Source organism: Paeniroseomonas aquatica, from assembly GCF_030409335.1.
In the GTDB taxonomy this organism is placed as follows: domain Bacteria; phylum Pseudomonadota; class Alphaproteobacteria; order Acetobacterales; family Acetobacteraceae; genus Belnapia; species Belnapia aquatica.
On the sequence record NZ_JAUFPN010000016.1, the window covers coordinates 1 to 13,869 of the forward strand.

Consider the following 13,869-nt stretch of genomic DNA (forward strand, 5'->3'; position numbering starts at 1 on the left):
CCTCATGCCCGGCCGCCGGCAGGCGGGCGCCGAGCTCGGTCGAGATCTGGCCGGTGCGGCCGATGACGAGGACCCGCATCAGCCGGCCTTCGCGGTGGCGGGGATCAGGCCGAGCCGCTCGCCGGCGTACTCCGCCCGCAGCGGCTGCCACCACCACTCGTTCGCCAGGTACCAGTCGATGGTCCGGGCGATGCCGCTCTCGAAGCTTTCCTGCTGGCTCCAGCCCAGTTCGCGCTCGGCCTTGGCCGGGTCGATGGCGTAGCGCTGGTCGTGCCCCGGCCGGTCGGTGACGAAGCGGATCAGCTCCCGCCGCGGCCGGGCCCCGGGCAGGCGCGCATCGAGCAGGTCGCAGATGGTCTGCACCACGTCGAGGTTGCGCTGCTCGGAGCGGCCGCCGATGCAGTAAGTCTCCCCGGGCTGGCCGCGCTCCACCGCCGCGACCAGGGCGCGGGCATGGTCCTCGACGAAGAGCCAGTCGCGGATGTTGCTGCCATCGCCGTAGACCGGCAGCTCCTTCCCCGCCATCGCATTGAGGATGATCAGCGGGATCAGCTTCTCGGGGAAGTGGTAGGGCCCGTAGTTGTTCGAGCAGTTGGTCACCAGGGTCGGCAGCCCGTAGGTCTCCCGCCAGGCCCGCGCCAGGTGGTCCGAGGCCGCCTTGCTGGCCGAGTAGGGCGAGCGCGGGTCGTAGGGCGTGGTCTCGTCGAAGGCGCCGGTCGGGCCGAGCGAGCCGAAGACCTCGTCGGTCGAGACATGCAGGAAGCGGAAACCCGCCTTGGCCGCGGCCTCCAGCCCGGCGTGGTAGCCGCGGGCGGCCTCGAGCAGGCTGAAGGTGCCCTGGATGTTGGTCTCGATGAAGGGCGCGGCGCCGGCGATGGAGCGGTCGACGTGGCTCTCGGCGGCCAGGTGCATCACCGCCTCCGGCCGGTACTCGGCGAAGGCCGCGCGCATCCGCGCCGTGTCGCAGATGTCGGCCTCGAGGAAGGCGAAGCCGGGCCTGCCCTCGCAGTCGCGGATGGAGCGGCGGTCGCCGGCATAGGTCAGCTTGTCGACGACCAGGACGCTGGCGCCGCGCTCGAGCACGAGGTGGCGCACCAGCGCCGAACCGATGAAGCCGGCGCCGCCGGTAACCAGGATGCGCATCGAAAGCCCTATTCGAATGCCGCCGGCATGTCCCGCAACCGCGGCGCCCGGCGGTCCTTGTCGGAGAGTTGCACGTCGCCCGCCTCGAAGGGCCAGGGCAGCGCGAGGTCGGGATCATCCCAGGCGATGCCGCGGTCGCAGTCCGGGGCGTAGGTATCGGTGACCTTGTAGGCGACCTCCGTATCCGGCTGCAGCGTGCAGAAGCCATGGGCAAAGCCGACGGGCACGTAGAACTGCTGTAGGTTCTCCGCACTTAGCTCAACCGCGACGTGCTGGCCGTAGGTCGGCGAGGACCGCCGGATATCCACCGCGATATCGAGGATGGCGCCGCGCAGCACCCGCACCAGCTTGGCCTGGGCCCGCGGCGCGATCTGGAAATGCATCCCCCGCACGGTGCCCGGCTGCGCCGAGAGCGAGTGGTTGTCCTGCACGAAGACATCCGGAATGCCGAGCGCCGCGAAATCCGCCGCGCTGTAGGTCTCGACGAAGAAGCCGCGGTGGTCGCCGAAGCGGCGCGAAGCCACCAGGATGGGACCGTTTATGGAGAAAAACGTTGCTGTTTGGTTGCCACTACGCAGAACCATCTCGAATTTTGTGCGGTGGGTAGAACGTATCATGAGTTCCACCTCCAGGTTTGTGCTGCATCGCAGCGAATATAACACACGGGTTTGAGAGCACAACCATTCACTGAAATTCCTTCGGCACAATTCCTCTGTCTTATTATTAATACAAAAACAAAATAAGGTTCTCAAATAAGCAGCAAGGGTATTTTTTCCTAATTTTCACAATTGTGACATGGCCGCTTGGGGTTATGAGCAGGAGCAACCTCTTTAGGGGATGGTTCAGAGCCCCTGGCGGTAGCCTGGAAGTGTTGCACAGCCTGCGTGGCTCTGGTGGCGGTGAAGTGTTTGCGGAACCAGTTGGTGGTGGCGGTGAAGTTGAGAACGCCATCGTCGAACCAGATTAAGCCGCGCTCGCTGAGTTATCTTGGCCGCTTTCTGAACGATGGGATTGCCCTGGCGCAGCGCCTGTAAATAGCGCCCATCCGCCATCACCGGCGGGGCACTGGCCGTGCTGCCGGAGTCCGAGGCCGGGCTGGTCATGGCAGCCCAGGACGGGATCGCCGGCGCTCCGGACCAGGTTTGACCGGGGCCGGGACGCCGGTCCGCAGCCCCTGGGGCGAGAGCCGGGTACCGACAGGCAGGCTGAGCCGGGCCAGGGCCGCGCGACGGCGGAGGATGCGCCAGATGCCCTGCGGGCTGAGCCGGTCCTCCAGCGTCCCGCCGCGGTCACCCGGCAAAAGACAGCGCCATAGTCGATACGCGCATGCCGCAGCTAGGCCTCCAGGGCGCGGACCGGGCAGCGGCCGATCTCCAACCCGCCCCGGGCGGTCTCCAGCACCATCCCCGCCACGGTGAAGCGCAACTGCTCGCGGTCGAGTGCGACCAGGGCAGCGCGGCGCAACGCTGTGGCCTGGGCCAGCAGAAACAGCGCCCGGCCAGGTCGGCGCCGCAGCTGGCGAGCAGCGGCCGGAGTTCGGCCTCCCCTAGCACCGTGGCGGGGCGCAGCGGGGCGGCGTGATCGGCGACGAGCGCGCGCAGGGTGGCGCGGATCTCCGGCCGGGCCGGCGAGGCTCTTCAGATGCCCGGCGATGGCCGCGGGGGAGGCGGGCAGCGGCACCTCGCCGACAGCCGCGCACCAGCCGGCGAAGGCGGCGCAGTCGGTGGCATAGGCCCGCTGGGTATGGGCCGACTGGGGCCGCGGTCCGGCCCCGTCAGGATCAGTCATCACGGACCCAAGCCTGGTCCGAATCTGCTCGCCAAGTGCCGCTCCGATGGCGGACTGCCTGGGACGACCGGGACCGCCGAGCACCTGGCCGACCGGCGCCTGCTGGCCGGGCAGGGCGGCGTTGCTGGCGACTGTGGCCACGACTGGTGGGACGGAGGGACGCGTGGAGCATCTGAAAGGGCATATCGACGAGATCGGCTGGATAGCGCCAAGGCGGCACTCCTTTACCTCACGGCGGTCATCGGCTTTCGGCTGGGGGAGCGGCGTAGCTGGCGCAGCTGTCGCCCTTCGACGTCGTCGTCGCCGCGGTCGCGGTCGGCGCCATCGTGGGCCGCATCCCGAACGCCCATGATGCCAGCTACGTCTCCGGCGCCGCGACGCTGGTCGCGGTGCTCGGCACGCATGCCGCCCTGACCCGTCTCCGCCTGATCCCGGGCCTCGCATCCTTCATTGAGCGGGAGCCGCGTCTGCTCATCGCCCATGGCCGGCTGCTCACGGGTGAGCTGCGACGCTGCGGCCTGACCCGTGCTGATCTGAAGGTCGTGCTGCGCCAGCAGGGGACCAAGGCGTTCGCCGCGGTCCGCTATGCTGTGCTCGAGCAGCGCGGGCAGATCTCGGTGGTGCACGAAATCGGGGCCGGCGCCACGGTGCCCGAGCTGCTGCAGGGTATCGTCCCAATGCGCCCGACCTGACGCCCGGCGGGTGACGTCGACGGTCTTGCCGGATGGCCTGACCAGACCTGATCGCGCGCCTGCTGGCCGCCGGCTTGTGTCGTAGCGCCTGAGCCCGCTGGCGGCGTCCTGGGCCGGTCGAGGCCAGGCGGGCAAGATGGTCATCACTTTCCCTCCCCTGCCCCGGATGGCCGCCTGTGGACGGTGCGGCAGCCTGCCATGCCGGGATCGACGGGGGCCATCCGACTGATGCCGGCATGAAGGCACGATAACATAACCCGCGATGCCGAAATTCCTGCAACCCGTTGATATCAGGCGCCATTTCCCGCATCTGCCGGTTTCCGGGGCTTTGCTTTCCCATTCCGTCCGCTAAACGCTATTTGCGGACGTGACAGCGTGGCGCTAGCGTCACCCCATGCCCGATCCCGCCGCCGAGCCCCCTGCCCTGCCCCAAGACCCCGCCACCGGCTCGGGCACCGTCACCCTCTCCACCAGCCTGCTCGGCGACCTCCAGGTGCCCGGCAGCCCCGAGCAGGCCGCGACGCTGCAGGCGCTCGCCGCCCGCGCCGCGGTCTAGGCCACCCGCGCCCGCGGCGACGGCACCCGCCGCACCTACCGCTCCGCCTGGCGGGCCTACGAGGCCTGGTGCAGTAGCCTCGGCCGGCCGCCGCTCGCCGGCGACCCCGAGACCATCGCCATGTATGCCGTCCACGCCGCCGATCGCGGCCTCAGTCTTTCCAGCCTCCGCGTGGCGCTCGCCGCCATCCAGGCCGCCCACCGCCTCGCCGGCATCGCCCTCGACCTTCGCTATCCCCGCCTGGTCATGCTGCTCGAGGGCATCGCCCGCACCAAGGGCAGCCGCCCAGCCAAGCAGGCCACCGCCGCCGGGCCGGAGGTGCTGCGGCAGATGCTCGCCACCCGGCCATCCCCGGAGACGCCGCTCGGCGCCCGCGACCGGGCGCTGCTGCTGCTGGGCTTTGCCGGGGCACTACGGCGCTCGGAACTGGTCGGCCTGACCCTCGGTGACGTGGAAGTGGTGCCGCAGCGCGGCCTCCGCCTGCTGATCCGCCGCTCGAAGACCGACCAGCGCGGCGCCGGCCAGGCCATCGCCCTCTCGGCCAACCCCAGGGAGCCCGGCCTCTGCCCGGCCCAGGCGCTCGACACCTGGCTGGGCTTTCGCCAGGGCGGCGGTGACCGCACCGGCGGCGCCTCGGATGCGGCGCTGCCGCTGTTCGTCGGGTTGAGCAAGGCGGGCAAGCTCGCCCCCACCGGCCTCTCCGACAAGGCGGTCTGGCGCCTGGTCAAGCAGGCCGCCCGCGACGCCGGCCTGGCCAACCCCGAGGGCTACTCCGGCCACTCGCTCCGCGCCGGCCTCGCCACCGCCGCCGGCGAGGCCGGCGCCGATCTCGCCGCGGTCATGCGCCAGACCCGCCACCGCTCCGCCGAGGTGGCGCTCAGCTACCTCCGACCCGCCGAGCTCTGGCGCAACAATGCCTCGCAGAAGGTCTGGGACAGCGCCCAAGACAGGGCAGAGGAGGCCGACTGAGCGGCACGGCAGTCCCGGCATAACCACTTCCAGCGCAGGCAGCCAATAGCTCGGGGCGTTATGCGGCCGTATGCACCATGAACCAACCCCACACATCCCATACTGATTCTGCATACTTACTTACGTAAATGAAGTAGCATTTCGTTCTGTTTTGCAAGATTTTCTTGCGGTCGTTGTCCTCCTGCTACCTTATGTGCTTACGTAAGCAATCAATGACGTGAGGGTGGACTTATGTGGGTCATGAGTATGGTCTCAACTAAGGGAGGCTGTGGCAAGACCACCCTGACGGCGCATCTGGCGGTCGAGGCTGAGCGGGTGGGCGCAGGACCAGTAGCTGTCATCGACGCCGATCCCCAAGCTAGCTTGGCCAGATGGTGGAACACGCGGGTCGCCGAAACCCCGGTTTTTGTCCAGACCACCCTCGCCGACCTACCGCAGCGGATTGCGGAGCTGCGGGCGGCCAGCGTCCGCCTGGTGCTCATCGACACCCCAGGTGCCGATGTGTCGCACACCCGAGCCATCGTCCGGCTTTCGGATCTGGTCCTCGTTCCATCTCGCCCGTCGCCCCTCGACCTCGGCACACTCGGCTCGACCGTGGAGATGATCGAAGCCGAGAGCACGCCGTTGCTGTTCGTCCTGAACGCCGTGACGCCTCGAACCCGAATCTCGACCCAGGCGGTCATGGCCCTGTCCCAGCATGGGCCGGTCGGGGCGGTCCTTCATCAGCGGAACGATTATGCAGCCTCGATGACGGACGGTCGGGTAGCCAGTGAACTCGACCCATCCAGCAAATCGGCCGAGGAAATTGCCGCATTATGGAAGCACGTCCACAAGCACTTACGTAAGTCCCCAAGCAAGGATGTAACAGCATGACCAAAAGTCCCGCCGCGCCGTTGGTGATCCCAGGGATGTCGCGAAAAGGAGAGGCCGTTCCTGCTATGCAGTCGCTGCAGGAACCGGCCAAGCAGGAGGCTCCGGTTGCACCAGCACCTACGCCGTCAGCCGCAGCCACATCTACCGAGGCGCCAACCGGTCGTCTGAGCTCACGGATACAGCCGACGATCGCCGTCACCGTCCGCCTCGGTGAGGCGCGCTACGAACGCCTGAAGTCGTGGGGATCCTCCAGAAGGGTGACCAATCAGGACGTGATCGTCGCGGCGCTGGATCGCTTCTTCCAGCTGCCTGAACATGAGCGCGAACGTGCGGTTGAAACTGCACGGAAGTGAGGCAGCAATTACGTGAGCTAGCAAGGACTTACTTACGCAAATACATGAGTGCGTAAAGTTGGCTTATTCCGCTATGATTAAGATACGCTTCGGCCAAACCACGAATGGTTGTATGGCCGACTTGGTCCGGCTCTTACCGTTGCGCCTATATCTGGGGGGGGGCGGCAATGCGTAGATCGGGTGAAGGGGCGCCCCTTCCGCTCACCGGAACCGCTTTTTTGTCTAGCTGACGAGCCGCTACCTTTATCGCCCATGGATGCTCCACCCACCTTGCGGACGAGGCCCTGGCGGGGGTGTCATCAACGGTCGACCTCGAGCGGCGGCAGGCCAAGTAACCATGGCCACGCTTAAAATCGCAGCCGATCAATCGATGAAATCAAGGCGTAACATTACAAATTCTAGTACGCACACAAGCGCTCAAGGACGTACTTACGTAAATGGCAGGTCAGGACCAAGTGAGCCTGCGTCAGTTATCCACCTGTTGATGCAGCGGGCTGGCGCCACTTAAGGTTGCCAACCAGCGGAGGCCGTTCGTGGGCGGGCGATCACTTTCGGGGATCCTCCAGGGTCGACTACATCGTCGATCGGAGACTGCGGCTGCCCGCCGGCAATCTACCGATTCGCCGCCAGATGGGGGGTTTACTTGCAGCAGCAGTTGCCCACAGACCGGGCGAGTTATCCCGGGGGGTCTGCTTGCAGGGCTGGGGGGTTTACTTGCAATTCCCGGACTTATCCCGGGGGGTTTACTTGCAGTCTCTACTAGTTAGACTCCAACTACTTTCAACTAGGCACTGCAAGTAAACCCCCCATTGACGACGGCCGACACAAAAGGCCACGGTCGGTCCATCGTTGGGGGTGGATTGATGCAGCGGGAGGTCGATGGCGGCGTACGGCAGCTCGTATTGCTGCATGGACGGGATAAAGCCAGGGCCATGGTCGAGCCCGAGAAGCGAAGCCTCGTCGACATCACTGCGCAGGTCCTAGCCGACGACGACGGCAAGATGGGAATCACTTACACAGGCTTTTGCCTAACCGGTCTGCCGCACAAGCGCCTAGCGGATGATGCGGCCTGGGAGAAGGCGGGCTATCGGGTGCGGCTATTGGTCGAGCCCGGCCGTATCATTCGGGGGAAGGGGCCAACGCAGCATATTGGGGTGCCCTACGGCGCCCGGGCACGGATGATCCTGCTTTACTTGCAGACCCAAGCGGTCCGCACCGGCTCGCGGGAAGTCGAGCTTGGACGCAGCATGCGAGAATGGCTCGCCCGAATGGGTCTGAGCTGGGGCGGCGAGACCGGCAAGGCGCTCAGGGAGCAAGCCAGCCGCATCGCCCATTGCAGTCTAAAGTTTTTCTGGGAAGGCGAAGCCGAAGACGGCTGGAGCAAAGGCGGCTTTGTCCGCTCCGGGCTCCGCTTTCACCGGCGCACGCCGTCCGACGACCAGCAAGCTGACCTCTGGGAAGATCGAGTGGTGCTGGATGAGGTCTTCTACGACAGCCTCCGCCAGCATCCTGTGCCGCTCCGTGAAGCGGCACTCCGCGAACTGGCCGCCAAATCCGCCAGCCTCGATCTCTACATCTGGCTTGCATATCGGCTGCACACCCTGCAGAAGCCGACCCCAGTCCGTTGGGCCGCTTTGATGCAGCAGTTCGGCGGCAACTATGGCCGGCCCAGCTCCTTCCGACCGAATTTCGACAAGGCCCTGGCCTCGGCGGTCGCCGCTTACCCGGATGCTCGGGTAGAAAGCACAGAGGAGGGGCTGCTGCTGCACCCGTCGCGCTCGCCGGTCGCGGCCAGGGTTTACGCCGTGACTGCAAGTAAACCCCCCACCGGTTAAGGAGGGTCATATCCAGGTCGTTAGCTTCCCCTGTGTGACCGCGTCTGCCTGGACCCGATCAGAGCCACCCCTTATGTGCATCTTGATCATCCTCTTCGGTGGCGGCGGATACATGCCCGCGACAACTACGTACCAGATGCCCTGACCTGCCTAGGCGGAACTCGGCGAAGGGGTACCTTTTTCCAAGAGCTCCCGAAGGGCAATCCTGTCGTCGGCCATCGTGGTTGTACAAGGTTCGGGGTGTGGGTCTCGACAACCAAACCCTACCGAGGAACACCGGCGATGGCCGCCACCATTACGATGCCGGCCTTCTATACCACGTCCAGGGATACGACCCCTTGGCTGGACTGCTGCACTGCTCATTGGAAGCAATAGCCATCGAGGGCCGATCTGCCAGAATTTCTCGCAGCGCTTGCGCGCTTGGCCACCAATCGCACTCATTACCTCGAATTAGATCGTTGCCTTGACGCAGACCCGCCAAACCTCGCGCAATGGAAACGATCTAGCGCGTCCCGGAAACTTGCCGGCACCATCGTGCCGAGAAGATGATCTGGTCCTGCCACGTTTGGATACCTCACATGCGCCCTTCTGCTCTCTGTCTCGGCCTTCTGTTGTTAGCCTCCTCCGCTTGGGCCCAGGATCAACGGCCAGATGCGCCACGCGGGGCGCCGCTCACGGCCGCCCAACTGCGGCAGCAGGCACAGCAGCAGGGGACGCAACTGACGGAGTGGCGGACTCTCCTCAACGATCCCGACGTGAATCTGCGACTGATCGCGATTCGCGAGGCGGTGCGGCACCCCAATTCCAACGTGCGTCAGATTGCCTTTGAGGTCGGGCTGGCAAGCGAGGAGGCGGCAATCCTCGAAGCAGCACTGCGTGGGCTGCTGGCTGGAACACAGCGGATCACCTTCGTCTACGTCGACAAGGAGGGGCAGCCGCTGGAGGGGCAGAATGAGGGGCGCCACATCCTGAACGTCGAGGTGGCTGACGCCGATACGGGCCGCTTCAGCGGCACTACGGGTTGCAACACCCGTTGGACGGGACAGCTGCAGGGCCGGATCCTCGCCTTTGCGAGCAACGGAGACTACTGTGCGGGAACAGTAACCTGGAACCTGGAGCGCGGCGAGTTCCGCGGCCGGATGCGCCCTGCGGGAATAGGCTTCCAGGAGATCGTCTGGCGGCCGCGCTGAGCGGCTACCGCGACTCCACCCGCAGCCCGCCCAGCGCCATGGTCTCTCGCCCCAGCTGCGCTCCGCTCGCCCGCAGCATCAGGTAGGGTAGGCGGATCGGCGCCACGCTGCGCGTCACCTCCCGGTCGCCGGGTTCCAGTGGGAAGGCCGCGATCCATTGCCATGGGCCGCTCTCACTCCGTCCGCCCATGATCTCCACCGTGCGCGGCGGGTCGGGCAGTCCATTGAGGAGGAGCGTAACGCCCGTCATCACCGTGCCAGGTAGTAAGCGCAGCACCACCTCGGCACGTGCGTCCGCAGGCACACGCCAAGGGCTGAGCCCCTGTTCGGTAAGGGCACGAGCGCCGTTTACGACCGTCACCGGCTCGGCTGTCCAGCGCACCACCTCCAGCGCGGCCCCATGGCCCTGACCAACGACAGACGCCGCAGGTGCGCGTAGCGATGAGACTGGCAAAGTCGCGGCGAAGTACGGCCCGAGTCGCTCGAAGACGCGATCCAAACGGGCAACCCGGCCCGTGCCGGCGGCCGGGTCCACGTCCACCAGCAGGCCTATCGGTTGTTCGCCGAGGAAGACCGTTGCGCCGCTCATGCCCTGTGACGGCGGTGCACCGCCCTCCAGTTGCACCTCCAATGTCTCCACGTCGACTGAGAGAACGGTCAGCGGTAACCGCTCGATTGCGCCCTCCGCGCGCACCATCCGGAGATGCCCGCTGGGACGCCCGTGCAGCAGAGCGTCGAGTGCCGGCGGCCCTTCAAAGCCAGGGCAGAGGGCAGATGGCAAACCGCGGACCGTCAACAGAGCGAAAGGCTCTGGGAAGGCTGGCACGCGGCGCAGCACGTCCCCCTCGCCCCGTGCACGTCCGGCCGCCGTCAGCAAAGCCGCCGATTCCTCGCCAATGACGTGAGCAGGCGTGAGGGCGTAGCAGCGGTCGCCTCGCGCACGGAGCATCGCTTGCCCTGTCTCGCCGGCACGGATCATCGCTTGGTCCGCCCATGCCGTGGCGGGCGCAAGGAGAATTAGGAACACGGCGCCGTGTCCGCCCCCGCCTCCAAGCCACCGCCCGAGCCCGAGCAGCGTCACGAGGCCGCCAAGAGCGAGGGTGAGGCCGTTCAAGGCCTGAAGGATCGGAGACCGCTCAATCCGCTCGAACCAGCTCTCCTGCACGTTAAAGGCCTCCCCTTTCAGCCGGCGCACCGTGAGAGCAGCGGAGGGGGCCGCGACGTCGAAGCTGAGCCCGCCTGCGGGGTCGTCAGGTGCAAAGCGGAGAAAACCGGTCGCTGGGACTTCCCCATGTTCGGCCGCCCGGAAGGCGATGGAATCGCCCGTGGCCAAATCCAGCCGGTTGGCGACGAAGCGGTCGCATAGGGCGTCGAGCGTGTGCGCAGCGTGGCAGAGCCAGGAGACTGGCCAGCCGTGACGCGCGAAGAGCAACGCCTGCCCCTCTAGCAAAAGCGGCTGCGCCCCAGCTCCTGAGCGCACCTCCTCCCCGATCTCCACCCCGCCGCGCAGGGAGAGCACAAAGGGGGCGGCGAGGGGTACCGCGCCAACCACGATACGCGCGCCGTCGCAGAGCGGTGCGTCCGACCGCCCGTCCCGCCGCAACAGGCCCACGCGCACCGCCCCGGGGGGGCAGCCGCCGTCTAGCTTCCCTGGCGGGCCTGCGAAGGCAATCGAGAGCGACCCTCGCCCGGCGCGGGTGAAAGTCGCCTGGGCATTGTCCTCAAGACGAATGGCGAAGGTGTCCCGCTCCTCGGACCCGTCTGGATCGGCCAGCAGCGCGGCGCCGTGGAAGCGCCAGTCGGCGAAGTCCGTGCCGTCCGCCCGCAAGGCTAGCACCTCTGTCCGGCCGGACACCGACACCGCGCGGTCGTAGTACCCGAAGGCCGTAAGAAGGAAGACGAGTGTCCAGAATAGAAGGGCGGCCCCGAGGAGGGCACGACGCAGCCACCCGAAGGCGCGATGACGGAGATGGGACCCTTGTGCGTGCAGTAGCTCGCCCTGCACCGGGACCATCGCGTCTGCCGATGGCGCGGCGGGGGGAGGCGGGACCGCCGTTGGAGCCGTGCCCGGAGCCTCCTCCAAGGCGGGCGTCAGCCTGCCGACCGCGTCGCTCATGGCGTAAGGGCGGGGAGGTGTAGGGTCGCCTGCTCCACAACCTCGGTCCCAGTGCCGTCGCGGCTCTGCTGCTCCAGGCGGAGTTCAAGGCGCGCTAGGCCGGCCGGGAAGGGACCGAGGAGGCAGCGGGCATCGAATGCTACACGGTTTCCCTCCTCCAGACGGATGCAGCGGACGCGGCGGATGGCAGGTCCACCCGCGACGGGATCACGCAGCGCCGCCCAGGTGGCGGCGCCCCGCGTATTCGCAAGGGCGACGAGATTTGGCATCGTCCCCTCCGCCACGGGGGACGTCGTCACCGGCACGATAGCCAGATTGTGGCTGGAGCAGGGGCCGAGAGTCGCGAGCGCTGCGACCTCCCGCATTGGCACCGTCGAGAGGGCTGCCGCGTAGGCGGTCGGCCAAGCAAGCGGAACCCATCCGGCCGCCGTGGGCGGTGCGTAAGCGTTCTCCGCCGTATAGCGCCCATCTTGGATCGTCGCACGGATGCAAAGCGGCTCAGTTGGTCCGTCGGATGGCCTGCTGACGCGGAGACGCCCGGTCGCCAAGCCCTCGCCGGAAGGAGGGGCAGCGCCGTTCATAACCATCAGCCCGACGAGGAAGCGGCCACTGACAGGGACGCGGTCGGTGAAGCGCTCGCGGAACGGAAGCGCCATTGGCTCAAGGGCAGGGAACGAGCCGTCGGGCGACTGGGCGCCGGCCGGCAAGGAAAGTAAGACGGCAAAGACTACAAAGCGGCGCATATCGGCATTGTGAGGTCTGGTCATCCAAAGGTGCAAGGTGCGCTGGACGGGATTTGCCATGTCGAGGCTCCGGAGCGCAGCACCGCGCCCGGCAGGAGCGGCCCGGAAAAGCTGAGGCGTTGCGAGGCGTTCCACAATGGCTCCGTCAGCTGGAGTCGGGTCGAGGCCGACCCGCAGAGGATCGACAGTCGCTTCGTTGTCACCAACCTCGCCGGCGGCTTGGCGCGGACGCTCTAAAGAGGATCTTTATCGTCACCGTGGCCAAGCCAAGAACCAGATCAAGTCCTGGAAGACCCACTTAATCCCGATGCGACCGTGAACCACAAGCAGATGGCGACCTATCTCGGAATGCTTGACGAAACTGGCGGTAATTGGACTGCCAAGGTGCGGACGGAGGTGCGAGAGGTGATGAACATCGCCGCCGCCATCGACCGGGCGTGCAAAGGCGGAAATTTGTCCGAGATGTGGAACCGCGTCGTTGTGGAGGCGACTAAGGAAGCAGGCTCCGGGGTTTCCCGCGTCCATGGGATCGTGGAGCTGGATGCCGGAGCACCGAAGCGCGCGATTACGAAGCCCCGCTTGCGTCAGCCTCGGCCGAAGCTTGGGACCGGGTGATAGTTGAAGCCAATCCACGAACGCATCGCACGGCGCTACTCCACTCGAGCGCCGGACGCGCGGACCAAAGGGGCGAAGCGCACCTCGTTCTCGCGGCGAAACTCGGCCAGCCCCTCGGGCGTGGTCCACCATACGGAGGCGCCCTTCTCTTCGAATTGGCGGCGTACATCCGCGCCCTCCACCGCCTCGCGCGCCACCACGGCGATCCGCTCGACAAGCGCGGGCGGAATGCCCGCAGGGCCGAGCACACCGCCCCAGGAGTTGATCTCGTAGCCGGACAGGAACTCGGCCATGGCCGGTACATCCGGTGCCTGGGGGCTGCGCGCCGCGCCGGTGACGGCCAGCGGCCGCACCTGCCCCTCGCGCGAGAGGCGGAGTGCCTCGGGGATGTTGCCGAAGACCATGTCGATGCGGCCGCCTAGGAGGTCGTTGTAGGCCTGTGCGCCGCCGCGGTAGGGCACGTGCAGGATGTCGACGCCCGCCATGTGCTTAAACATCTCACCCGCGAGGTGGAGCGTGGTCCCCGCGCCCGAACTGGCGAAGCTGTAGCGGCCAGGTTCGCGGCGGCAGAGCGCGATCAGCTCGGGAATGCTCCGGGCTGGGACGCCGGGGCGCAGGATGAGCAAGTTCGGTAGCTGCCACAGGCCGCAGACATAGGTGAATTCGCGGTCAACGTCGTAGGGCAGACGGGCGTAGAGGGTTGGCGCGATCGAGAGGGAAGAGACCGAGGCGAGCCCGATGGTGTTGCCGTCCGGCGCGGCGCGCGCGATAGCCTCGGTGCCCACATTGCCGCCCGAGCCCGATCGGTTCTCGACCACGAAGGACTGGCCGGTGATCTCAGCCATCCTGTTGCACCAGATGCGCGAAAGTATGTCGGTCCCCCCGCCGGGCGGGAAGATCCCAATAAAACGGACGGGCTGGGTAGGCCATGCGGAGCGCTGGGCGAGAGCGGGCCGGGTTATACTAAATCTCGCTGATCAGAACCGATGGGCCCAG

The 13,869-nt window shown here is 66.7% G+C and carries 13 protein-coding genes; 8 read left to right on the top strand and 5 right to left on the bottom strand.

Annotation, left to right across the window (positions count from 1 at the left end):
* Nucleotides 1-78 precede the first annotated feature (78 nt).
* The 3 genes from rfbB to QWZ14_RS02015 all read right to left on the bottom strand — a co-directional run bounded on the left by rfbB (nt 79) and on the right by QWZ14_RS02015 (nt 2,607).
* Nucleotides 79-1,143: a dTDP-glucose 4,6-dehydratase gene (gene rfbB, locus QWZ14_RS02005; protein WP_290314888.1), complete on the bottom strand. Its 1,065-nt coding sequence runs from the start codon at nt 1,141-1,143 to the stop codon at nt 79-81.
* A gap of 8 nt (nt 1,144-1,151) precedes the next feature.
* Nucleotides 1,152-1,727 (bottom strand): dTDP-4-dehydrorhamnose 3,5-epimerase, encoded by a 576-nt coding sequence (rfbC, locus tag QWZ14_RS02010; protein ID WP_290314903.1) that lies wholly within the window; start codon nt 1,725-1,727, stop codon nt 1,152-1,154.
* A 751-nt stretch (nt 1,728-2,478) separates the two neighbouring features.
* Entirely contained in the window at nt 2,479-2,607 is a 129-nt protein-coding gene (locus tag QWZ14_RS02015; RefSeq protein WP_290314889.1) for a hypothetical protein, read from the bottom strand.
* Nucleotides 2,608-3,257: 650 nt separating this feature from the next.
* On the opposite strand from QWZ14_RS02015, the gene QWZ14_RS02020 reads away from it, so the two are divergent.
* From QWZ14_RS02020 to QWZ14_RS02050, 7 genes are all read left to right on the top strand, one after another.
* Nucleotides 3,258-3,623, top strand: a complete 366-nt coding sequence (locus QWZ14_RS02020; RefSeq protein ID WP_290314890.1) for a YetF domain-containing protein — start codon at nt 3,258-3,260, stop codon at nt 3,621-3,623.
* Between the two features lie 394 nt (nt 3,624-4,017).
* Nucleotides 4,018-4,179, top strand: coding sequence for a hypothetical protein (locus QWZ14_RS02025; RefSeq protein WP_290314894.1), 162 nt, complete (start codon nt 4,018-4,020; stop codon nt 4,177-4,179).
* 120 nt (nt 4,180-4,299) lie between these two features.
* A complete protein-coding gene (locus tag QWZ14_RS02030) occupies nt 4,300-5,148 on the top strand; it encodes a tyrosine-type recombinase/integrase (RefSeq protein ID WP_290314895.1) in 849 nt (282 codons plus the stop codon).
* A 240-nt stretch (nt 5,149-5,388) separates the two neighbouring features.
* Entirely contained in the window at nt 5,389-6,021 is a 633-nt protein-coding gene (locus QWZ14_RS02035) for a ParA family protein (protein ID WP_290314897.1), read from the top strand.
* A complete protein-coding gene (locus QWZ14_RS02040; protein ID WP_290314898.1) occupies nt 6,018-6,374 on the top strand; it encodes a hypothetical protein in 357 nt (118 codons plus the stop codon). The genes QWZ14_RS02035 and QWZ14_RS02040 overlap by 4 nt, the downstream gene beginning before the upstream one ends.
* A gap of 863 nt (nt 6,375-7,237) precedes the next feature.
* Nucleotides 7,238-8,209 (top strand): replication protein RepA, encoded by a 972-nt coding sequence (locus QWZ14_RS02045; protein ID WP_290314899.1) that lies wholly within the window; start codon nt 7,238-7,240, stop codon nt 8,207-8,209.
* Nucleotides 8,210-8,787: 578 nt separating this feature from the next.
* Nucleotides 8,788-9,399, top strand: a complete 612-nt coding sequence (locus tag QWZ14_RS02050) for a hypothetical protein (protein WP_290314900.1) — start codon at nt 8,788-8,790, stop codon at nt 9,397-9,399.
* 4 nt (nt 9,400-9,403) lie between these two features.
* Here QWZ14_RS02050 and QWZ14_RS02055 read toward each other — a convergent pair whose 3' ends face one another.
* Nucleotides 9,404-11,413, bottom strand: coding sequence for a hypothetical protein (locus QWZ14_RS02055; RefSeq protein WP_290314901.1), 2,010 nt, complete (start codon nt 11,411-11,413; stop codon nt 9,404-9,406).
* Nucleotides 11,414-12,588: 1,175 nt separating this feature from the next.
* Between QWZ14_RS02055 and QWZ14_RS02060 the strand changes: the two genes are divergently transcribed.
* Nucleotides 12,589-12,873, top strand: coding sequence for a hypothetical protein (locus QWZ14_RS02060; RefSeq protein ID WP_290314902.1), 285 nt, complete (start codon nt 12,589-12,591; stop codon nt 12,871-12,873).
* A 35-nt stretch (nt 12,874-12,908) separates the two neighbouring features.
* Here QWZ14_RS02060 and QWZ14_RS02065 read toward each other — a convergent pair whose 3' ends face one another.
* On the bottom strand, nt 12,909-13,835 hold the full coding sequence (locus tag QWZ14_RS02065) for a Bug family tripartite tricarboxylate transporter substrate binding protein (protein WP_353959258.1): 927 nt from the start codon (nt 13,833-13,835) through the stop codon (nt 12,909-12,911).
* Nucleotides 13,836-13,869 lie beyond the last annotated feature (34 nt).